This window comes from Streptomyces sp. BB1-1-1 (assembly GCF_031597775.1).
GTDB classification, from domain to species: domain Bacteria; phylum Actinomycetota; class Actinomycetes; order Streptomycetales; family Streptomycetaceae; genus Streptomyces; species Streptomyces thinghirensis.
In genome coordinates, this window is the sequence record NZ_CP134203.1 from 5,806,251 (window position 1) to 5,826,848 (window position 20,598).

The following is a 20,598-nucleotide window of genomic DNA, read 5'->3' on the forward strand; positions in this document are numbered from 1 at the left end:
CCGAAAGCCAGGCAGTGACCGCGACCGACCGCTCCATCGAACTCATCAACACCGCCGCGCAGGCGGCGGCCGACAAGCTCGCGCACGACATCATCGCCTACGACGTCAGCGACGTGCTGTCGATCACGGACGCCTTCCTGCTGGCCTCCGCGCCCAACGACCGCCAGGTCAAGTCGATCGTCGACGAGATCGAGGAGCGGCTCAGCAAGGAACTCGGCACCAAGCCGGTACGCCGCGAGGGCGACCGCGAGGCCCGCTGGGTCCTGCTCGACTACGTCGACATCGTCGTCCACGTCCAGCACAGCGAGGAGCGCGTCTTCTACGCCCTGGAGCGCCTGTGGAAGGACTGCCCCGAGCTGGAGCTGCCCGCCGACGCCAAGGAGACCCGCGGCAAGGCGGAGGAGCACGCCAGGCTCCGGGCCGCCGAGGAGGCGACGGAGACCGACGGGGACTGGCGATGAGCGCCACCGGCGAGGTGACGGCCGGGCAGCCCGGCCGCGGCCGGCGGGTCATCCTCTGGCGGCACGGCCAGACCTCGTGGAACGTGGAGCGCCGCTTCCAGGGCACCACGGACGTCGAGCTCACCGGGACCGGCGTCGCCCAGGCCCGCCGTGCCGCCCAGCTGCTGGTGCACCTGAAGCCCGACGCCATCGTCGCCTCCGACCTCGCGCGCGCCGCGAACACGGCCGCCGAGCTGGCCGCGCTCACCGGCCTGGACGTGACCCTGGAGGAGGGCCTGCGGGAGACCTACGCGGGCGTCTGGCAGGGGCTGACCCACGACGAGATCATCGCCCGGCACGGCGAGGAGTACGCGGCGTGGAAGCGCGGCGAGCCGGTCCGCCGCGGCGGTGGCGAGCTGGAGACCGAGGTGGCCGACCGCGCCGCCCCCGTGGTGCTCCGGCACGCCGAGAAGCTCGCCGAGGACGGCACCCTCGTCGTGGTCAGCCACGGCGGCACGATCCGCACCACCATCGGCCGGCTGCTCGGGCTGGAACCGCACACCTGGGAGAGCCTCGGCGGCCTCACCAACTGCTGCTGGTCCGTCCTGGGCGAGGGCGCCCGCGGCTGGCGTCTGCTCGAGCACAACGCCGGCACGCTGCCGGAACCGGTGCTCGGCGACGACGACTGAGGCGCGGCCGACGGGTCCGGTACCCGGATTTCACTTTCCGGCAGGTCGCAGGCTAAAGTTCTTCTTGTTCGCCCCGCCGAGCGGAGCGAAAGACCATGTGGCCCAGCCGCGTGGCACCAGGGGCTATAGCTCAGTTGGTAGAGCGCCTGCATGGCATGCAGGAGGTCAGGAGTTCAATTCTCCTTAGCTCCACAGCCCACGGACGAATCCCGTCCCCCTCGGGGGGCGGGATTTTTCGTTTGCGCCCGCTTGAGCAACGGGAGTCCCACAGGCGTATACCCCTGTGAGGCTCCGTGTCCGGACTGGTACTGAGGCGTCGCTGACCGTATTGGCCCGGTCGTGGCAGAATCAAACGGCCGGAAGGGGACCGCGACCCGACGGGAGGGAGTGGCGATGCCTGCGAGCATCCTCGAGGAGGTCGGTCACCTCCTCGGCGGAGCGGTGACACGGAACACGGTCACCCGCCTCAGCTGCCCTTCCTGCGGTTCCGGGCACGTGGCCCAAGTCCTCGGCGACAACGGCGGAATCTCGTACGTGTGCACGGCCTGCGGCCACAGCTGGAGCTGATCGATGGGTGCACACAGGCGAAAGTGCGACTGGTGCGGCAGCGGCACCCCGATCGTGCGGGACATGGAGCCGGTCAATCCGGACTACCAGTACTGGTGCGAGGAGTGCGCGCGGGCGCTGATCATAAAGGGCGACCCGATCGAGACGTACCGCGAACTCGAGGGTGAGCCGATCTACGGCCGGCTCCTCGAGGAGCACTGCACGCTCAAGCGGTTCTACTCGTTCGTCACGGCGTAGCGGGCCTGCTCGTCATGGCCTGACAGCTTGCGCAAGGGGCAAAGCGGGCAAACTGGAAACGATTTGGTGTTGTCCCCGGTCGACCGTGTAATGTTGGCGTCGCCGCCGGGGAAACCGGGCGGCAGACAGCAAGGGGCTATAGCTCAGTTGGTAGAGCGCCTGCATGGCATGCAGGAGGTCAGGAGTTCAATTCTCCTTAGCTCCACAGGAACACGGGAAACCCCCGGATCATCGATCCGGGGGTTTCCTCGTGCTCGGCGGGTGTCTGCTCAGCGGCCGAGCGCGCGGCGGCCGCGGCCCTGGGACAGGACCGGCAGGTTGGTGCGCGAGGACGGCGCCTGCCCGCGGGTGTCCTCCTCGATGCGCAGGGCGAGCGCCGGGCAGCGGCGCACCGCGCGGACCGCCTTGGCCTCCGCGAAGCGCGGTATGTCGGCCTGCGCCACGGTCGGGAAGCCGTCGGCGCCGAGCTGGAAGACCTCCGGGAGGATGTCCGCGCACAGGCCGTGGCCCCGGCACAGCGTCCAGTCGACGTAGATCTTCTGGCGGCTGGGCCCGTTCGCGTCTCCGCCGCCGCCCGGGATGCCCGTAGGGGTCCCGCCGCCCTCCAGGAGCGGCAGTACGCCCTCCACGGGCCGTCCGCAGCCGTTGCCGAGGACATGGGCGGCGAGGTCGTCCGTGAACGCCGTGAGGGTCGACTCCAGGAACATCGCCGAGCCGTCCGGGTGCGAGCAGGCGCCGCGCCGCTTCACGTTCCGCGCGACCTGCTTGACCGCCTCCAGGGCGGCCGGGCCGCCGCCGTTCAGGATGTCCGCCAGGCCGCGCGCGGCGGCCGGCAGGCCCAGGTAGCAGGGGCCGCACTGGCCCGCGCTCTCCTCCGCCAGCCACTGCGCCACCCGCAGCGACTCGCCCAGTGGGCAGGTGTCCTGACTGATCGGCAGGATCGCGCCCGCGCCCAGCGAGCCGCCCACCTGCTGCAGGGAGTTGCGGGAGACGATCGCCTCGTCGACGGCAGCCGCGTCGATCCACTTGCCGTGGTAGCCGCCGGTCAGCACGCCCTGCGGCACCGGCGGGGCGCCGGCGAGCTGGAGGACGTAGCGCAGCGGCACGCCCGTCGGCACCTCGATGACCATGGGGCGGGCCACGGCGCCGGAGACGGTGAGCATGACGGTGCCCGGCTCGTCGTACAGGCCGGTGTTGCCGTAGCGCTCCGGGCCGATGCGGGCGGCGATCGCCAGCTGGGCGAACGTCTCGGCGTTGGACAGCAGGGTCGGCGCGCCGCCGACGCCGCTCTTCGAAGCGCTGACCTTGCGGCCGGGCGGGATCGCCGGGCCGCCGTCGATGGAGCGGACCAGCGAGGCCGCCGCGCCGGTGACCATGCGGACCGGATTGCGCTGCACGCGCGCGCGGAGGGCGGATCGGCGTCCGTTGCTCAGTCCGCGTTCGGCGAGGGCGGCCTCCATGGAACGCTGTGTGGACTCGCGGGTGACGCCGATGACGAGCGTGCGGGCGCCCATGGCCTCGGCGCACAGCAGCGCGCCGTCCAGGATCAGGTGCGGGGCGCGGTTGATGAGCACCGTGTCCTTGCGGCAGGCCGGCTCGTCCTCGCTGCCGTTGACGACCACGACGGGCCGTACGCCGCGCTTGATCGCCGCTTCGGCGACCGAGCGCAGCTTCTTGTGGAAGGGGAAGCCCGCGCCGCCGCGTCCCTTCAGGCCGATGCGTTCGGAGAGCTGCGCGAGCTGCTCACCGCCCAGCGGTTCGAGCGGACCGTGCACCTTGAGGTGCATCGGCAGATCCAGGCGCTCGACAAGGTCGAAGCCCGACGTGAGCTGGGGAAGACCGACCACGCGGACTTCGGGGACGTCGGGCAGGGCCTCGTTCACTTAAAAGCCTCCGGAAGGCGTGTTCCAAGGTTCGCCCGAACCCGGTGCGTCGAAGTCGTAGGACGCGTCGTAGGGCGACGCACCGGGGGACGCACCGGGGGTTTGTTCAGTGGCGGGACCGCTGTTGTACGTGTCGTTGGGGTAGTACGTGTCGTAGACGGTGTTCGTCTCATTGGTGTCGTACACGTCACTCGAGCCGTAGCCCGACGCGTCCGTATTGCCGTAGACCGGAATGGTGTGTCCGGTGTCGTTGAGCGGGTCGTAGGCCGAGCGGGGCGCCTCGCCGACCGGGGGCGGCGACGGGATGGGCCAGCTGCCCGAGGTGCTGCCGCCGCCGTCCACGAGGGGCATCGCCTCGGTGGGACGCATGTCCGTCGGCAGCTGGGCGGACGCGGTCCTCTCGGCCGTCAGCGGCCGCCGGCGCGTGCCGGAGGAGCCGGACACGGCACGGTAGGCCGCCGCGAAGCCGCCCGCGGGCTCCGGGGGCGCGAGGCGCTCCGCGGGCTCGTACAGGGGCGCGGACGGGGACGCCGCGCGCGGCTGCGACGCCCCGGCGCTCTCGTAGCCCGGCAGCGCGGACGTCGCCGTGGTCCGGGCCCGCCGCTCCTCCAGCTCCTCGCGGGCCATCCGTTCCCCGGTCCCGAGGAACCCGGCGATCTTGTCGGCGACCCTGCGCTTGACCGGGCGGGGCGCCGCGCGCAGCGCCAGGGCGGCCATGACGCCGAGCACGGACAGGCCGTACAGGATCAGGAAGACCGGTTTCGCCGCGCGACCCGCGTAGAGCCCGTGCAGCAGGGCCAGGCACCACGCCGGGTAGGCCAGCATGTGCATGGCCCGCCAGCGGGCGGCCACGGGGGACGCGGAGGCGAAGCGGTTGCGCAGGGCGCCGGTGACGCCCACGAAGATCATGAGCATGCTGGCCAGGGTGCCGAAGCCGATCAGGACGCTCCGGCCGCCGAACGACTCGTCGTCCGTGGCCAGGAGCCCGAACGGGACCACCGCGGCCACCCAGGTGGTGTGGTCCAGAGCCAGCTTGACCCCGATGTGCACCAGCAGGAACACGACCGCGGCGACCGCGGTGATCCGGTGCACCGCCTGGGCCAGGATCCGCTGGCGGGTGTCGAGGACGATCCGGTCCTGGGCGACGAGTCCCCAGATCACCGAGCAGCTGAGGAGGACGAGGGAGAGGACGCCGGCACCGAAGTTGAGGAACTCCGCGAAGGTGTCGTCCGCCGTGCTGTCGTTCGTCACCACGGCAGACCTCCCCACGTCGCGGACGCGAGGGGGGAGGGTGAGCTGTTGCTGCGGGGGTGGATCGAGGGAGGGTTCGAGGGGTTCATGGGGCAACTCCGGAGCGGTTCGGGGTAGCGGTCCCGGTGCCGCACTCTAAGTGGCGCCATACCCGTGAGTACGAGGTTTGAGTTATTGCGTTGTTATCAAACGACAATGCGTTCGTACTGATGTCCCTTAGCGGTCGTTACGCGAAGTAACCTTTGACCTTGGTTCAGGTTTGGCGGCCGTGAGGGGTGGTGCGGGAGGCCCGTGCGGGCGGCCGGAAGCCCGTCGCGGCCCGCTCGGCGACTGCGGTACCCTGACGCCATGCGTGCCGTACGCCTTCTGCTTAGCGAGCCGCGCTGATCAGTCCGACCCCGGTCGTAGTCCGGTGGCCGGAATCAGCGCGGCGTCCCCTCCTGTGCGAGGGGATTTTTCATTTCCCGGCATTCGCAGCCGCTGGTCTTGAATGTCGCAGCCGCCGGCAGAGACGATCGATGGAGCTTTGAGGATCATGAGCGAGACGAACCCCGCGGCGACCGCCCCTGTGTCGGCGGACGCCGCGCCGCACCGCTACACGGCTGCCATGGCCGCCGAGATCGAGGCACGCTGGCAGGACTTCTGGGACGCCGAGGGGACGTACGCCGCGCCGAACCCCAAGGGTGACCTGGCGGGCGACCCGGAGCTGGTCGCCAAGCCCAAGAAGTTCATCATGGACATGTTCCCGTACCCCTCCGGCGCGGGCCTGCACGTCGGCCACCCCCTGGGCTACATCGCCACCGACGTCTTCGCCCGCTTCCAGCGGATGACCGGCCACAACGTCCTGCACACCCTGGGCTTCGACGCCTTCGGCCTGCCCGCGGAGCAGTACGCCGTGCAGACCGGCACGCACCCGCGCGTGTCCACCGAGGCCAACATGAAGAACATGCAGAGCCAGCTGCGCCGGCTGGGCCTGGGCCACGACAAGCGCCGGTCGTTCGCCACGATCGACCCCGAGTACTACAAGTGGACCCAGTGGATCTTCCTGCAGATCTTCAACTCCTGGTACGACGAGGAGGCGCGCAAGGCCCGCCCGATCGCCGAGCTGGTCGCCCGGTTCGAGTCCGGTGAGCGTGCCGTCCCCGGCCACCCCGGCCGCGCGTGGAGCGCCCTGAGCGACGCCGAGCGCGCCGACGTGCTGGGCGGCTTCCGGCTGGCCTACGCCTCCGACGCGCCCGTCAACTGGTGCCCCGGCCTGGGCACCGTGCTGGCCAACGAGGAGGTCACCGCCGACGGCCGCTCCGAGCGCGGCAACTTCCCCGTCTTCAAGTCCAAGCTGCGCCAGTGGAACATGCGCATCACCGCCTACGCCGACCGGCTGCTGGACGACCTGGACGAGCTGGACTGGCCCGAGGCCATCAAGCTGCAGCAGCGCAACTGGATCGGCCGCTCCGAGGGCGCCCGCGTCGACTTCCCCGTCGACGGCGAGCGCATCACCGTCTTCACCACCCGCCAGGACACCCTGTTCGGCGCGACCTACATGGTGCTGGCGCCCGAGCACCCGCTGGTCGAGAAGTTCACCCCGGCCGCCTGGCCCGAGGGCACGCACGACGTGTGGACCGGCGGTCACGCCACCCCGACCGAGGCCGTCGCGGCGTACCGCGCGCAGGCCGCGTCCAAGTCCGACGTCGAGCGGCAGGCCGAGGCCAAGGACAAGACCGGCGTCTTCATCGGCGCCTACGCGACCAACCCGGTCAACGGCGAGCAGGTCCCCGTCTTCATCGCCGACTACGTGCTGATGGGCTACGGCACCGGCGCGATCATGGCCGTCCCGGCGGGCGACCAGCGCGACTTCGAGTTCGCCCGCGCCTTCGAGCTGCCGATCCGCTGCATCGTCGAGCCCACCGACGGCCGGGGCACCGACCCGGCCACGTGGGAGGACGCCTTCGGGTCGTACGACGCGAAGATCATGAACTCGTCGAACGACGAGATCAGCCTGGACGGCCTGGGCGTCGTCGAGGCCAAGGAGCGCATCACCGAGTGGCTGGTGCGGACCGGTGCCGGCGAGGGCACCGTCAACTTCCGCCTGCGCGACTGGCTGTTCAGCCGCCAGCGCTACTGGGGCGAGCCCTTCCCGATCGTCTACGACGAGGACGGCATCGCCCACTCCCTGCCCGAGTCGATGCTGCCGCTGGAGCTGCCCGAGGTCGAGGACTACTCCCCGCGCACCTTCGACCCGGACGACGCCGACACCCGGCCCGAGACCCCGCTGTCGCGCAACGAGGACTGGGTGAACGTCACCCTGGACCTGGGCGACGGCCGCGGCCCGCGCCGGTTCCGCCGCGAGACCAACACCATGCCCAACTGGGCCGGCTCCTGCTGGTACGAGCTGCGCTACCTGGACCCGCACAACAGCGAGCAGCTGGTCGACCCCGAGATCGAGCAGTACTGGATGGGCCCGCGCGAGGGCCTGCCGCACGGCGGCGTCGACCTGTACGTCGGCGGCGCCGAGCACGCCGTGCTGCACCTGCTGTACGCGCGCTTCTGGTCCAAGGTCCTGTTCGACCTGGGGCACGTCTCCTCGGCCGAGCCGTTCCACAAGCTGTTCAACCAGGGCATGATCCAGGCCTACGTCTACCGGGACAGCCGCGGCATCGCGGTGCCGGCCGCCGAGGTGGAGGAGCGCGACGGCGCGTACTACTACCAGGGCGAGAAGGTCTCCCGGCTGCTGGGCAAGATGGGCAAGTCCCTGAAGAACGCGGTCACTCCCGACGAGATCTGCGCCGAGTACGGCGCCGACACCCTGCGCCTGTACGAGATGGCGATGGGCCCGCTGGACGTCTCCCGGCCGTGGGACACGCGCGCGGTGGTGGGCCAGTTCCGGCTGCTGCAGCGGCTGTGGCGCAACATCGTCGACGAGAACACCGGCGAGGTGACGGTCGCGGACGTCGCGGAGTCCGACATCGACGCGGACACCCTGCGCGCCCTGCACAAGGCCATCGACGGCGTGCGGCAGGACCTGGAGGGCATGCGCTTCAACACCGCCATCGCCAAGGTCACCGAGCTGAACAACCACCTGACGAAGGTGGGCGGCGTGGTCCCGCGCACGGTCGCCGAGCGCCTGGTGCTGCTGGTCGCGCCGCTGGCCCCGCACGTCGCCGAGGAGCTGTGGCGCAAGCTGGGGCACCCGGACTCGGTCGTCCACCAGGACTTCCCGGTGGCCGACCCGGCCTACGTCGTCGACGAGGCCGTGACCTGCGTCGTGCAGATCAAGGGCAAGGTCAAGGCGCGGCTGGAGGTCGCCCCGTCCATCTCCGAGGAGGACCTGGAGAAGGCGGCGCTGGCCGACGAGAAGGTCGTGGCCGCGCTGGGCGGGGCCGGGATCCGCAAGGTGATCGTGCGTGCGCCGAAGCTGGTGAACATCGTCCCGGCGTAAGGCCGGCGCCGCGGTACCGCTGGGCTCGGGGCAGTCCCCTACGGGGAGGCTCGGGCCCGGTACGGGCAGATTCGGGGTTCGGTACGGGCAGGTTCGGGGTTCCGCTGGAACCCTGGGCCTGCCCGTTGCGTTTACCGTGGAAGAGCGGCACGGCGGGTGCCGTGCCGCGGCCCGCCGGTCCGCGGGCCGGACGCTCGGAGGAGGAGCTTCGTGGAAGCGGTGATCGCAGTCTTCGGTCTGCTTTTCGTGCTCGCCCTCGTGCTGGGTGCCTACGCCACGGTGAAGGCCGTCGGCGCGGCCAAACGCAGCGTGGACCGCGGCATCACCCAGGCCCGCCGCACGGTCGAGGACCACACACTGCGGGCCAAGTCCCTCGTCCAGCTGGGTCCGGCGGGCGAGCTCGCACAGCTGCGGCTGGCCCTGCGCACGTCGATGCGGGCCACGCAGGACGCGCTGCACGCGGGCGTGGCCGAGGACGAGTCCCTCAAGGAGTCCCTCGCCCTCTTCGAGCGGCTCAGCGCGCACGGGTTCGAACTGGACGGCGAGCTCAGGCGGCTGGAGTCCGAACCGGACCGCGCCACGCTCGCCGAGCGCCTTCCCACGCTGCGCGAGCGCACCGAGCGCATCATCCATTCGGCGGAGTCCCTGCGCTGGGCGGCCCGCGACCGGGCCCACCGTTTCGCCGACGACGACCTGGACTCCCTGAGCGCACAGATCGACGTCGAGGCCGGTGCCCTGCGGCACTGGACGGAGACGGAGCCCGCCGCCGCGCCGCCGCCCTGGCCCGAGGCGCCGGGCACCGACGCTCCGGCCGCCCGGCAGAGTTGGCCTCAGACCCCGCAGCACCCGGGGCGGGAACCGGCGGAGGAACCCGCGCGGCCCGCCATCACACCGCCCGGCCCGAGGCCCGTGTACCCCTGGCAGAAGAAGGCCCGTCCGGAGAACACGACCTGACCGCGGCCCCGTGAACGCCCGGTCGTCGGGGCCGGGCTGCCGTATGGGCGCTACGGCAGGTAACCTCCAGCTCATGTCCCGCCATGTCGCGATCGTCACGGATTCAACGGCCTACCTCCCGGCCCGGACGATGGAGCGGCACGGCATCACCGCGGTACCCCTGACCGTCGTCCTGGGCGACCGGGCGCTGGAGGAGGGCACCGAGATCTCGACCCGCTCGCTGGCCCAGGCCCTGCAGAAACGGCGGCCGGTCACCACCTCCCGCCCCAGCCCCGAACTCTTCGCCGAGACCTACCGCAAGATCGCCGAGTCCGGCGCGGACGGCATCGTCTCCCTCCACCTCTCCGCCGAACTCTCCGGCACGCACGACGCGGCCGTCGTCGCCGCGCGGGAGGCGGCCGTTCCAGTGCGTGTAGTGGACACCGGGATGATCGCGATGGCCCTCGGATTCTGCGCGCTCGCCGCGGCGGAGGCGGCGGAGGCGGGGGGCACGGTGGACGAAGCGGTCACGGCCGCGGAGAAGCGGGCCGCGGGGACCTCCGCCTACTTCTACGTCGACACCCTCGACTATCTGCGTCGCGGCGGCCGCATCGGGGCGGCCCAGGCACTGTTCGGTTCCGCTCTCGCGGTGAAGCCCCTGCTGCAGCTGGGCGGCGGCCGCATCGAGCCCCTGGAGAAGGTCCGGACGGCGTCCAAGGCCATCGCCCGGCTGGAGGAGATCGTCGCCGACCGGGCGGGCAGCGCACCCGTCGACATCGCCGTCCACCATCTCGCCGCCCCCGACCGGGCGTCGGCCCTGGCGGACCGCCTGCGGGACCGGGTGTCCGGGCTGGCCGACCTGCATGTGAGCGAGGTCGGCGCGGTGATCGGGGCGCACACGGGGCCCGGGCTGCTGGGGGTCGTGGTCTCGTCGCGGTGAGGGGCGGTCGGGCGTCACGGTCGCGGGTCAGGGTTTCGCGTCGAGGTTTCGCGTCACCCGTGCGGGGGTCGGGGTTTTCCACAACCTGGGGGTAGTCCCCGGGAATTGAGCATGATCATCGCGGGTGTGCCGAGGTGTCCGATCCTCGTCGCATGGCTCTTCGACCACGCTCACGCACAGCTACCGCCACCAGCGGCCCGGGTCGTGGCCCGGCCTCCGACGGCCGGCTCCGCAACCGCCGCTCGCCCCGCTCCGCCGGCCGAGCACGGCACAGGCGTCGTCCCGCGCCGGCGGAGGAGCTCCGCCGACGTGCGGAGGCGCTCTTCGTCGGGTCCGTCGGGCCCGACGGATACGACGGATACGACGGATACACCGGGTCCGTCGGGCAGGGGAGCGAGCCGGGGACAGGGCCGCCGCCGACCTGGAGCCGCGATGCCGGGCGCCCGCAGGGAGCCGGAGACGGTGGCAGGGCACGGAAGGACGTAGCGGGGGCGCGAGGAGGGGGTGCGCAAGGAGGGGACGCGGACGGGCACGGAGAAGACGCGCACCGGGGGAGTGCGCGGGAAGGGGGAGCGTCACCGGACGCCTTCGACGGTGCCGCGGCGACCTGGCGGGAGCGGGCCGGGCAGGCGCTGCGGGAGCGGATGCCGGTGTGGCTCCAGACGCGGTGCGGACTGGAGCGCCGCAGCGTGGCCGCGCTCACGGTGCTGCTCGTCGTCGCGGCGGTCTTCGCCGCACAGCACTTCTGGACCGGTCGCACCCAGCCGGTGTCGGCGCCCGAGATGGTGCGGGAGGCGGCGGCGTTCGGCGCGGGGGGAGAGGACGAGGCGGCGGGAGCGGGCCCCACGGCCGGCCCGCCCAGGGGCCCGGCCGAGGGCACGGCCACGGCCACGGTCGGGGCCGAGATCGTGGTGGACGTCGGCGGCAAGGTCCGCAAGCCCGGAGTCCACCGCCTTCCGGCAGGATCACGGGTCGCGGACGCCCTGCGTGCCGCGGGAGGCGTGCGATCCGGTACCAAGACCGACGGGCTGAACCGGGCGCGCTTCCTGGTGGACGGCGAGCAGGTGATCGTCGGCGCTTCCGCGCCGGCCGGCCCGGGCGGCACCGCCCCCGGCGGGCCGGGCGCCCCGGCAGCGGGGGCCGCACCCGCGGCACCGGTCTCCCTCAACACGGCGACCGCCGACCAGCTCGACACCCTGCCGGGCGTCGGCCCCGTGCTGGCCCAGCACATCATCGACTACCGCACCCAGCACGGCGGTTTCCGCTCGGTGGACGAACTGCGCGAGGTGAACGGCATCGGCGAACGCCGCTTCGCCGACCTGCGCAACCTCGTGCGGCCATGAGCACGGACGCGAGCACGGACGTGAGCACGGACGTGAGCACGGCCATGAGTGTGCGGACGAGGCCGCCGGGCGGGTCGGCGGAGCCCGCCGACCACCTGACCGCGCCCCCGCGCGCAGCCGTGCACGTCGCCTCCGGGCATCGGCTCGGTGCGGCGCATCCCCGGCAGGACGGGCCCACGGACCTGCGGCTGGTGCCGCCCGCGCTCGCGGCCTGGGCGACGGCGGCGCTGATGCCGGACGTGCCGGCCGGGTGGGCCGTGGGCCTCCTGATCGGCGCGCTGGCCCTGTCCGGCGTGCTGCTGCTGGGGGCGAGGAGGCAGCGCACGACGCGCGGACGGCACCGCGCGACGGTCGCCGCCGTGCTCCTCTGCGTCGCCGCGTCCGCCACCTCGGCCGCGCTGCACGGCGCGGACCTGCGCCGGGGACCCGTGCCGGCGCTGGCACGGCAGTACGCCACCGTCACCGCCGAGTTGGAGATCACCGCCGACCCCCGCCTCACCCGGCCCCGCGTCCGGGGAAACCGGGCCGTGCCGCCCACCGTGCTGATCGAAGCCGACGTACGACGGGTGACGGAGGCGGGCGGGAGGGAGGTGACGACACGGACGCCTGTGCTGCTGCTCGTGGACGTGGCCGAGAGTGACGGCGACGGCGACCGCGAGGGCAAGGGCAAGGGCGAGGAGGCACCGGGCCGGGCCCCCGCGGGTGCCGCGGACGACGCGCGGCTCACCCGTGCCGGGCCCGGCACCTCGCGCTGGCTGGGGCTGCTGCCGACGACGCGGCTCCTCGTCACCGCCCGGTCGGCGCCCCCGAGGGCGAGCGGGGACCGGATCGCCGCCGTGCTGCGGGTACGGGGCGGTCGGGAGGCGCCGGAGGTGGTGGCAGGGCCGTCGGGGGCGCAGCGGCTGGCGGGACGACTGCGGGCCGGGCTGCGGGAGGCCACCGAGGGGCTGCCGGCGGACGCGCGGGCGCTGCTGCCGGGTCTGGTCGTCGGTGACACCTCGCGTATCACGCCGGAGCTGGAGGAGGCGTTCAAGGAGACCGACCTCGCGCACACGCTGGCCGTGTCCGGGGCCAACTTCACGATCGTGCTGGCCCTGTTGCTCGGGCCGCCGGGACTGGCCCAGCGCAGCGAGCGCCGGGGGCTGGCGCCCCGTCTCGGTATCTCCCTGCGGACGACCGCGCTGCTCGGCGGGGTGCTGGCACTCGCCTTCGTCGTAGTGTGCCGGCCCGACCCGAGCGTGCTGCGGGCCGCCGCCTGCGGGGCCGTCGCCCTGCTCGCCCTGGCCACCGGACGCCGCAGATCTCTGCTCCCGGCGCTGGCGACGGCCGTGCTCCTCCTGGTGCTGTACGACCCGGAGCTGGCCCGCAGTTACGGCTACCTGCTCTCCGTGCTGGCCACCGGGGCGCTGCTCACGCTGGCCCCGCGCTGGAGCGCGGCGTTGCGCCGGCGTCGGGTTCCTCCTCGGCTCGCCGAGGCGCTGGCCGCCGCGGGCGCGGCCCAGGCCCTGTGCGCGCCGGTCGTCGCCGTGCTGTCGGCGCGGGTGAGCCTGGTGGGGGTGCCGTGCAATCTGCTCGTGGAGTTCGCGGTCGCGCCGGCCACGGTGCTGGGGTTCGCGGCGCTGGCGACGGCACCGGTGGCGATGCCGGTGGCCGAAGGGCTGGCCTGGTGCGGAGGTTGGCCGGCCGAGTGGATCGCGGGGATCGCCCGTACCGGGGCCGCGCTGCCCGGCGCGGGAGTGGACTGGCCGGGCAGCTGGGCCGGGGCGGCGCTGCTCGCCCTCGTCACGGTGGGCGTACTGCTCGTCGGCCGAAGGTTGCCGAGGCATCCGTGGTGGTGCGGTGTGTGCGCGGTGCTGCTGGTGCTGGCGGTGGTGCGGCCACCGCCACTGGCCCGGGTGATCACGGGGTGGCCTCCGCCGGGCTGGCGGATGGTGATGTGCGACGTGGGACAGGGCGACGCCATGGTGCTCGCGGCGGGTGAGGGCGCGGGCGTCGTGGTGGACACCGGACCCGACCCGGCGCTGGTCGACCACTGTCTGCGCTCCCTCGGCATCACCCGCGTCCCGCTCGTGGTGCTGACCCACTTCCACGCCGACCATGTGGCGGGCCTGCCCGGGGTGTTGCGGGGGCGTTCGGTGGGCGCGATCGAGACGACCGCCCTCGAAGAGCCCGCGGACCAGGCCGAGTCCGTCCGCAGGCAGGCGGCGGCACGGCGGATTCCCCTGCGGCACGCCTCCGCCGGGGAAGAGCGGCGGTCCGGCCCCCTGTCCTGGCAGGTGGTGTGGCCGCCACCGCCCCAGCCGAAGGGCCCACCACCTACCCCGCCGACGACGACCGCGGCGCCGGTCATCCCGACGAGCACGGAAGGACCCAACGACGCCAGCGTCACCCTCCTGGTGCGGACGGCGGGACTGCGTCTGCTGCTGCTCGGGGACCTGGAGCCCCCGGCACAGCGGGAGCTGGCGAGATCACCGGCGGGAGCGGCGCTGGAAGGGGTCGACGTGCTGAAGGTTGCCCATCACGGCTCCGCTCACCAGGATGCCGGCCTCATACGGAAGGTGGCTCCACGGCTGGCGCTCATCAGCTGCGGAGAGGACAACACCTACGGGCACCCGGCCCCCGGCACCGTCGAGGCGCTGCGCGCCCAGGGCGCGACGGTGCTGCGGACGGACCGGGACGGGGCGCTGGCGGTCGCCGGCACGGGCAGGGCGTTGCGGGTGGCGCGAGACTGAGGGCATGGATGCAACACAGGTCGACGCCTACCTCCGCCGTCTGGGAGCCGAGTACCCGGCGTGGCCCACCGCCGACGCCCTGCGCGAGCTGCACCTTCGTCATCTGCTGACGGTGCCGTTCGAGAACCTGTCCGTCCATCTGGGCGAGGAGATCGTGCTGGAGGAGGGGCGGCTGCTGGACAAGGTGGTGGGCGCGCGACGGGGCGGGTTCTGCTACGAACTCAACGGTCTCTTCGGCGCGTTGCTCGCGGCGCTCGGGTATGAGGTCACGCTGCTCGCCGCGCGGGTGTACGGGGACGGGAACCGGCTCGGGATCCCGTTCGACCATCTGGCGCTGCGGGTGCGGACGGTGGACGGGGGCGATCTGCTGGCGGACGTCGGGTTCGGGGCGCACAGCCACGGTCCGCTGGCGTTCGCGGAGCGGGGTGAGCAGAAGGATCCGGGCGGCACGTTCCAGGTCGTCGAGGCGGGTCCGGACGCGGCCGGGGTGCGCGGCGGGCACGACTCGGCCCGGGCGGCCGACCTGGACGTGCTGCGGGACGGGAAGCCCGTGTACCGGGTGGAACCGCGCCCGCGGGTGCTCGGCGACTTCGAGTCCGGCGCGTGGTGGCACAGCACCTCGCCCCGGTCGCACTTCCTCCAGTCACCGGTCTGCTCGCGGGTCACGGAGGACGGAGGGAGGATCACGCTGAGCGGCCGCAGGCTCGTGTCGACGGCCGCCGACGGCCGCCGGGAGGAGCATGAGCCGGCCACGGAGGAGGAGGTACTCGCGGCCTACCGGGAGCACTTCGGCATCCACCTCGACGAGGTGCCGCCCGCGCCCCGACTGTGAGGATTCACGGCGTCCGGTGCGGCGATATCGGGCCACACAGGGCTACTCGTGCCACTCACGCGCACTCCCAGCACATGCGCCGGTTTCCCTTGAAGTGGCCCCGTGTTGCCTCGAAACCCCCATCGGTGATCGAATGTTTCTTCGTCAACTAGTTTTCTCACGTCGTGCAGAGGGTGTCGCAGATGATCGGCCGCTGGCTGGGAAGCCGAACGAAGCGGATGCAACGGACGGGTCCCCTGGCGGCGGTGCGGACCCCGCCGAACGCGGGGGTGCTGAGCTGCCGGGTCCTCGACCCCGTCAACGAGCCGATTCCGCACGCGGAGTTCACGGTCAGCGACACCATGGGGCGCAAGGTGGTCAGCGGCGGGACGGATCCCTTCGGGTCGTTCGTGGCGACGGTGCCCACGGGGGAGTACAGACTCGCGGTGTCCGCCGAGGGCTACACGCCGTACCGGGCGTCCGCGACCGTCACCGAGGACACGCTGGCCTCGCTCGGCGACGTGACCCTGCAAGTGGCCCAGCCTCCGGAGCTGCCCGCGCCGGGCGACTGGGAGATCGAGCCGGCGCACTCGTCGATCGCGTTCACCGCCCGGCACATCGGGCTGGCCCGGATCCACGGCCGGTTCAACTCCTTCGCGGGCGCGGTGCGGATCGGCGACGACATGGAGCAGTCGGCGATGCACGTGGTCATCGACGCGGCGTCCATCGACACCAACGTGAAGATGCGCGACGACCATCTGCGGTCGGGGGACTTCCTGGACGTGCAGCGGTTCCCGACCCTGGAGTTCTACAGCGACCGGTTCACGCACCGGGGCGGCAACCGGTGGGCCGTCACGGGAGCGCTGTCCCTGCACGGCGTGACGCGCACGGTCACCCTGGACGCCGAGTATCTCGGCCTGGGCAACGGCATGGAGGGCGAGGCGCGGGCGGCCTGCCGCGCCACCACCGAGCTGCACCGCGACGACTTCACCGTGAGCTGGCAGACCATGCTGGCGCGCGGCATCGCCGTGGTCGGGCCCAGCATCAGGATCGGCCTCGACATCCAGATCGTGCCCAAGGGCTGACGCGGCACCGACCTGACCGTCCGCCCTGCCGCGCGGTGTCCGACAATGGCACCCGTGAGCGATGTGAGACATGTGCTGGTGCTGCCCGACCGCGACGCCGCGGAGGAGGTGGCCCAGGCGCTCGGGGAGCGCTTCGGACTCGACGAGGAACCCCGACTGCTCCGGGACGCCCTGGCCGGCGAGGACGACGCCGAGGACGCCCAGTGGCTCGTCGTCCTGCGCGACGAGCGGGAGCGGCTGGACCCCCGCGAGCTCGACGAGTTCGCGGGGGAGTGGGAGGGCTGGCGCGAGGAACCCTAGGGCGTCGGCGGCGAAGTCCGTTGTCAGTGGTGCGTGCGATGCTTGTCGCGATGGCCAGGAAGACTGCGAATGACGACCCTCTCGCCCCGGTGACCCTTGCCGTGGGCCAGGAGGACCTCCTGCTCGACCGTGCCGTGCGGGAGGTGGTGGCCGCCGCGAAGGCCGCCGACGCCGACACGGACGTACGCGACCTGACCCCCGACCAGCTGCAGCCCGGCACACTCGCCGAGCTCACCAGCCCCTCGCTCTTCGCCGAGCGCAAGGTCGTGGTCGTACGCAATGCGCAGGACCTGTCCGCCGACACGGTCAAGGACGTGAAGGCCTACCTCGGCGCCCCCGCCGAGGAGATCACCCTCGTCCTGCTGCACGCGGGCGGCGCGAAGGGCAAGGGCCTGCTGGACGCCGCCCGCAAGGCGGGGGCGCGCGAGGTGGCGTGCCCGAAGATGACGAAGCCCGCCGACCGGCTGGCCTTCGTACGGACGGAGTTCCGTACCGCCGGGCGCTCGGCCACCCCCGAGGCGTGCCAGACACTGGTCGACGCCATCGGCAGCGACCTGCGGGAGCTGGCCTCGGCGGTGTCCCAGCTGACCGCGGACGTCGAGGGCACGATCGACGAGGCGATCGTCGGGCGGTACTACACGGGACGGGCCGAGGCCTCCAGCTTCACGGTCGCCGACCGGGCGGTCGAGGGACGGGCGGCGGAGGCGCTGGAGGCGCTGCGCTGGTCGCTGGCGACCGGAGTGGCACCGGTGCTGATCACCAGCGCGTTGGCGCAGGGCGTGCGGGCGATCGGAAAGCTGTCCTCCGCCCGCGGCGGGCGCCCCGCCGACCTCGCCCGTGAGCTGGGGATGCCGCCGTGGAAGATCGACCGCGTCCGGCAGCAGATGCGCGGCTGGACCCCGGACGGAGTCTCCGTGGCCCTGCGCGCGGTGGCCGAGGCGGACGCGGGGGTGAAGGGCGGCGGGGACGATCCCGAGTACGCCCTGGAGAAGGCCGTGGTGACGATCGCGCACGCGGCGCGTTCGCGGGGACGGGCGTAAGGGCGTAGGGCCTCGCACAGACCGAAGGCCCCGGCGTCCGTCCTGGGGAAGGACGGCCACCGGGGCCTTCGGATCAAGCTCGTGGATCCATGCCCGCGTGGCGAACGCAGGCCGCGCACGGATCCGGTGTGCCGGACGGGAGCGGATGAGAGAGGGCCCGCTCTGGGTCCTTCCGGCGATCAGACCAGATGAGGGGTTCAGCCCTTGAGGGCGCCGACCTTCTGCGACAGCGCCGACTTCTTGTTGGCGGCCTGGTTCTTGTGGATGACGCCCTTGGAGACGGCCTTGTCGAGCTGGCGCGAAGCGACGCGCTGGTACTCGGTGGCCTTCTCGACGTCACCCGCGGCAGCAGCCTCACGGGCCTTGCGGATCGCGGTCTTCAGAGAGGACTTGACGGCCTTGTTGCGCAGCCGGGCCTTCTCGTTGGTCTTGTTCCGCTTGATCTGGGACTTGATGTTCGCCACGAATGAGCCTTTGCAGGTTCAGGCACGAGGCCGCGAGGGTCCCGTGCCGATGATTTCTTGAAGGAGTGCCTCGCGCTGAGAGGGCAAGAGACACAGCCCCCCACACTACCAGCGGCCCGCCGAGCCACCCAAACCCGGCCTCGGTCCGGACCCGATCCGGCCCTGGCCCGCCCCCGATCCGGCCCCGCCCCCGTCCTCGACCCGTCCCAAACCCATCCCAGCTCCCCACCCGTGGGACGATGGAAGCTACGTATCGATCCGACCCGAGACCGCAGACACTGCGGACGCCTCAAGAATCAGGACCCTGCGTGCCCGCGATCCCCAGCCATGTGCCCGAGCCGAGCCGTACCGACCCGGCGCTGATCCGCAACTTCTGCATCATCGCGCACATCGACCACGGCAAGTCCACGCTCGCCGACCGGATGCTCCAGCTGACCGGTGTGGTGGAGCAGCGGCAGATGCGCGCCCAGTACCTCGACCGCATGGACATCGAGCGCGAGCGCGGCATCACGATCAAGTCCCAGGCGGTGCGATTGCCGTGGGCCCCCACCCACGACAAGAGCAGTACGCACATCCTCAACATGATCGACACGCCGGGGCACGTCGACTTCACCTACGAGGTCTCGCGGTCGCTGGCCGCGTGCGAGGGCACCATCCTCCTCGTCGACGCCGCTCAGGGCATCGAGGCCCAGACCCTCGCCAACCTCTACCTGGCGATGGAGAACGACCTCACGATCATCCCCGTGCTGAACAAGATCGACCTGCCGGCCGCGCAGCCCGAGAAGTTCGCCGAGGAACTCGCCAACCTGATCGGCTGCGACCCCGACGACGTGCTCAAGGTCTCCGCCAAGACCGGCCTCGGGGTCGAGGCGCTGCTGGACAAGGTCGTCGCCGACGTCCCGCCCCCGGTCGGCGTCAAGGACGCCCCCGCCCGCGCGATGATCTTCGACTCCGTCTACGACTCCTACCGCGGTGTCGTGACGTACGTCCGTGTCATCGACGGCCAGCTCAACAGGCGCGAGCGGATCCGGATGATGTCCACCGGCGCCACGCACGAGCTGCTGGAGATCGGCACCAACTCGCCCGAGATGCTCGCCGCCGACGGCCTCGGCGTCGGCGAGGTGGGGTACCTGATCACCGGCGTGAAGGACGTCCGCCAGTCCAAGGTCGGTGACACCGTCACCAGCATGCACAAGGGCGCCGAGGAGGCGCTCGGCGGCTACAAGGACCCGAGGCCCATGGTCTTCTCCGGTCTGTATCCGCTGGACGGCTCGGACTACCCCCTGCTGCGCGAGGCCCTGGACAAGCTCCTGCTCAACGACGCCGCCCTGGTCTACGAGCCGGAGACGTCCGCGGCCCTCGGCTTCGGCTTCCGCGTCGGCTTCCTGGGTCTGCTGCACCTCGACGTGATCCGCGAGCGGCTGGAGCGCGAGTTCGGCCTCGACCTGATCGCCACCGCGCCCAACGTGGTCTACCGCGTGATCATGGAGGACGGCGTCGAGCACACCGTCACCAACCCGAGCGAGTTCCCCGAGGGCAAGATCAACGAGGTGTACGAGCCGGTCGTGCGCGCCACGATCCTCGCGCCCACCGAGTTCATCGGCGCGATCATGGAGCTGTGCCAGACCCGGCGCGGCACCCTCCTCGGCATGGACTACCTCTCGGAGGACCGGGTCGAGATCCGCTACACCCTCCCGCTCGCGGAGATCGTCTTCGACTTCTTCGACCAGCTGAAGTCCAAGACGCGCGGCTACGCCTCCCTCGACTACGAGCCCACCGGCGAGCAGACCTCCAGCCTGGTCAAGGTCGACATCCTGCTGCACGGCGACAAGGTCGACGCCTTCTCGGCGATCACCCACAAGGACGCGGCGTACGCGTACGGCGTGCGGCTCGTCGCCAAGCTGCGCGAGCTGATCCCGCGCCAGGCCTTCGAGGTGCCCATCCAGGCCGCCATCGGCTCCCGGGTGATCGCCCGCGAGACCATCCGCGCCATCCGCAAGGACGTCCTCGCCAAGTGCTACGGCGGTGACATCTCCCGTAAGCGGAAGCTGCTGGAGAAGCAGAAGGAAGGCAAGAAGCGGATGAAGATGGTGGGTTCCGTGGAGGTTCCGCAGGAGGCCTTCATCGCGGTCCTGTCCAGCGATGACAGCGCGGGGTCGGGCAAGGGCAAGAAGTAACCGCGACCGTCCTCGCGGTACGCCCCGCCCACCCCGGCAAAACGGACACGAAGGGGCCCGCCGTGCGAAAGCGCGGCGGGCCCCTTCGCATGTCACGGGAGTGCGTCTGTACGAAGTGACAGGGCGCGGAGACTTACGCACGGGCCGGTCGCCCTTTACTCTGATGCCTGCTCGCTAGTTACTCGCGAGTTAAACAACGCCTGAACCACCGCCCGAGAGTGAACCAGCCGCACCTGAACCAGCCGCACCTGAGTCGGCCGCACCGACCCG

General features: G+C 71.9%; 17 protein-coding genes and 2 tRNA genes. 16 read left to right on the forward strand and 3 right to left on the reverse strand.

Going from position 1 to position 20,598, the window contains the following annotated elements:
• The first annotated feature begins 14 nt into the window (after nucleotides 1–14).
• From rsfS to RI578_RS26630, 6 genes are all read left to right on the forward strand, one after another.
• Nucleotides 15–461 carry a ribosome silencing factor gene (rsfS, locus tag RI578_RS26605; protein WP_310873428.1) on the forward strand — a complete coding sequence of 149 codons (447 nt, stop codon included), beginning with the start codon at nucleotides 15–17 and terminating at the stop codon, nucleotides 459–461.
• A complete protein-coding gene (locus RI578_RS26610; RefSeq protein WP_310873429.1) occupies nucleotides 458–1,129 on the forward strand; it encodes a histidine phosphatase family protein in 672 nt (223 codons plus the stop codon). Before rsfS ends, RI578_RS26610 begins: the two co-directional genes overlap by 4 nt.
• 119 nt (nucleotides 1,130–1,248) lie before the next feature.
• Nucleotides 1,249–1,321: transfer RNA gene (locus RI578_RS26615), tRNA-Ala, on the forward strand.
• Nucleotides 1,322–1,522: 201 nt separating this feature from the next.
• Nucleotides 1,523–1,696, forward strand: coding sequence for a hypothetical protein (locus tag RI578_RS26620; protein WP_107095222.1), 174 nt, complete (start codon nucleotides 1,523–1,525; stop codon nucleotides 1,694–1,696).
• Between the two features lie 3 nt (nucleotides 1,697–1,699).
• On the forward strand, nucleotides 1,700–1,933 hold the full coding sequence (locus RI578_RS26625) for a hypothetical protein (RefSeq protein WP_003976229.1): 234 nt from the start codon (nucleotides 1,700–1,702) through the stop codon (nucleotides 1,931–1,933).
• A 132-nt stretch (nucleotides 1,934–2,065) separates the two neighbouring features.
• Nucleotides 2,066–2,138, forward strand: a tRNA-Ala gene (locus RI578_RS26630).
• A 64-nt stretch (nucleotides 2,139–2,202) separates the two neighbouring features.
• Here the strand turns inward: RI578_RS26630 and RI578_RS26635 are convergent.
• Entirely contained in the window at nucleotides 2,203–3,816 is a 1,614-nt protein-coding gene (locus RI578_RS26635; RefSeq protein ID WP_310873430.1) for an NADH-ubiquinone oxidoreductase-F iron-sulfur binding region domain-containing protein, read from the reverse strand.
• Nucleotides 3,817–5,070: a ferric reductase-like transmembrane domain-containing protein gene (locus RI578_RS26640; RefSeq protein WP_310873431.1), complete on the reverse strand. Its 1,254-nt coding sequence runs from the start codon at nucleotides 5,068–5,070 to the stop codon at nucleotides 3,817–3,819.
• A gap of 532 nt (nucleotides 5,071–5,602) precedes the next feature.
• On the opposite strand from RI578_RS26640, the gene leuS reads away from it, so the two are divergent.
• The 9 genes from leuS to holA all read left to right on the forward strand — a co-directional run bounded on the left by leuS (nucleotide 5,603) and on the right by holA (nucleotide 17,687).
• Entirely contained in the window at nucleotides 5,603–8,503 is a 2,901-nt protein-coding gene (gene leuS / locus RI578_RS26645) for a leucine--tRNA ligase (protein WP_310873432.1), read from the forward strand.
• A gap of 210 nt (nucleotides 8,504–8,713) precedes the next feature.
• Nucleotides 8,714–9,457, forward strand: a complete 744-nt coding sequence (locus RI578_RS26650; protein WP_310873433.1) for a hypothetical protein — start codon at nucleotides 8,714–8,716, stop codon at nucleotides 9,455–9,457.
• Between the two features lie 73 nt (nucleotides 9,458–9,530).
• Nucleotides 9,531–10,376 (forward strand): DegV family protein, encoded by an 846-nt coding sequence (locus tag RI578_RS26655; RefSeq protein ID WP_310873434.1) that lies wholly within the window; start codon nucleotides 9,531–9,533, stop codon nucleotides 10,374–10,376.
• 152 nt (nucleotides 10,377–10,528) lie between these two features.
• Nucleotides 10,529–11,719, forward strand: a complete 1,191-nt coding sequence (locus tag RI578_RS26660) for a ComEA family DNA-binding protein (RefSeq protein WP_310873435.1) — start codon at nucleotides 10,529–10,531, stop codon at nucleotides 11,717–11,719.
• Nucleotides 11,720–11,763: 44 nt separating this feature from the next.
• Nucleotides 11,764–14,451 carry a ComEC/Rec2 family competence protein gene (locus RI578_RS26665; RefSeq protein ID WP_310875867.1) on the forward strand — a complete coding sequence of 896 codons (2,688 nt, stop codon included), beginning with the start codon at nucleotides 11,764–11,766 and terminating at the stop codon, nucleotides 14,449–14,451.
• Between the two features lie 4 nt (nucleotides 14,452–14,455).
• Complete coding sequence (locus tag RI578_RS26670) at nucleotides 14,456–15,283, forward strand: arylamine N-acetyltransferase (RefSeq protein WP_310873436.1); 828 nt, start codon at nucleotides 14,456–14,458, stop codon at nucleotides 15,281–15,283.
• Between the two features lie 182 nt (nucleotides 15,284–15,465).
• A complete protein-coding gene (locus tag RI578_RS26675; protein WP_310875868.1) occupies nucleotides 15,466–16,347 on the forward strand; it encodes a YceI family protein in 882 nt (293 codons plus the stop codon).
• Between the two features lie 54 nt (nucleotides 16,348–16,401).
• Nucleotides 16,402–16,647, forward strand: a complete 246-nt coding sequence (locus RI578_RS26680) for a hypothetical protein (protein WP_310873437.1) — start codon at nucleotides 16,402–16,404, stop codon at nucleotides 16,645–16,647.
• A gap of 50 nt (nucleotides 16,648–16,697) precedes the next feature.
• Nucleotides 16,698–17,687 carry a DNA polymerase III subunit delta gene (gene holA / locus RI578_RS26685; protein WP_310873438.1) on the forward strand — a complete coding sequence of 330 codons (990 nt, stop codon included), beginning with the start codon at nucleotides 16,698–16,700 and terminating at the stop codon, nucleotides 17,685–17,687.
• 197 nt (nucleotides 17,688–17,884) lie between these two features.
• Here holA and rpsT read toward each other — a convergent pair whose 3' ends face one another.
• Nucleotides 17,885–18,151 (reverse strand): 30S ribosomal protein S20, encoded by a 267-nt coding sequence (gene rpsT, locus RI578_RS26690; RefSeq protein ID WP_121746971.1) that lies wholly within the window; start codon nucleotides 18,149–18,151, stop codon nucleotides 17,885–17,887.
• Nucleotides 18,152–18,459: 308 nt separating this feature from the next.
• Here rpsT and lepA point away from each other — a divergent pair, with 308 nt between their 5' ends.
• Nucleotides 18,460–20,328 (forward strand): translation elongation factor 4, encoded by a 1,869-nt coding sequence (gene lepA, locus RI578_RS26695; protein WP_121746970.1) that lies wholly within the window; start codon nucleotides 18,460–18,462, stop codon nucleotides 20,326–20,328.
• Nucleotides 20,329–20,598 lie beyond the last annotated feature (270 nt).

What these genes read in the sequence shown, in the direction of transcription:
- RI578_RS26610 (WP_310873429.1), top strand. Translation starts at nt 458, where the DNA reads ATGAGCGCCACCGGCGAGGTGACGGCCGGGCAGCCCGGCCGCGGCCGG.
- RI578_RS26620 (WP_107095222.1), top strand. Translation starts at nt 1,523, where the DNA reads ATGCCTGCGAGCATCCTCGAGGAGGTCGGTCACCTCCTCGGCGGAGCG.
- RI578_RS26625 (WP_003976229.1), top strand. Translation starts at nt 1,700, where the DNA reads ATGGGTGCACACAGGCGAAAGTGCGACTGGTGCGGCAGCGGCACCCCG.
- leuS (WP_310873432.1), top strand. Translation starts at nt 5,603, where the DNA reads ATGAGCGAGACGAACCCCGCGGCGACCGCCCCTGTGTCGGCGGACGCC.
- RI578_RS26655 (WP_310873434.1), top strand. Translation starts at nt 9,531, where the DNA reads ATGTCCCGCCATGTCGCGATCGTCACGGATTCAACGGCCTACCTCCCG.
- RI578_RS26660 (WP_310873435.1), top strand. Translation starts at nt 10,529, where the DNA reads ATGGCTCTTCGACCACGCTCACGCACAGCTACCGCCACCAGCGGCCCG.
- RI578_RS26665 (WP_310875867.1), top strand. Translation starts at nt 11,764, where the DNA reads ATGAGTGTGCGGACGAGGCCGCCGGGCGGGTCGGCGGAGCCCGCCGAC.
- RI578_RS26670 (WP_310873436.1), top strand. Translation starts at nt 14,456, where the DNA reads ATGGATGCAACACAGGTCGACGCCTACCTCCGCCGTCTGGGAGCCGAG.
- RI578_RS26675 (WP_310875868.1), top strand. Translation starts at nt 15,466, where the DNA reads ATGATCGGCCGCTGGCTGGGAAGCCGAACGAAGCGGATGCAACGGACG.
- holA (WP_310873438.1), top strand. Translation starts at nt 16,698, where the DNA reads ATGGCCAGGAAGACTGCGAATGACGACCCTCTCGCCCCGGTGACCCTT.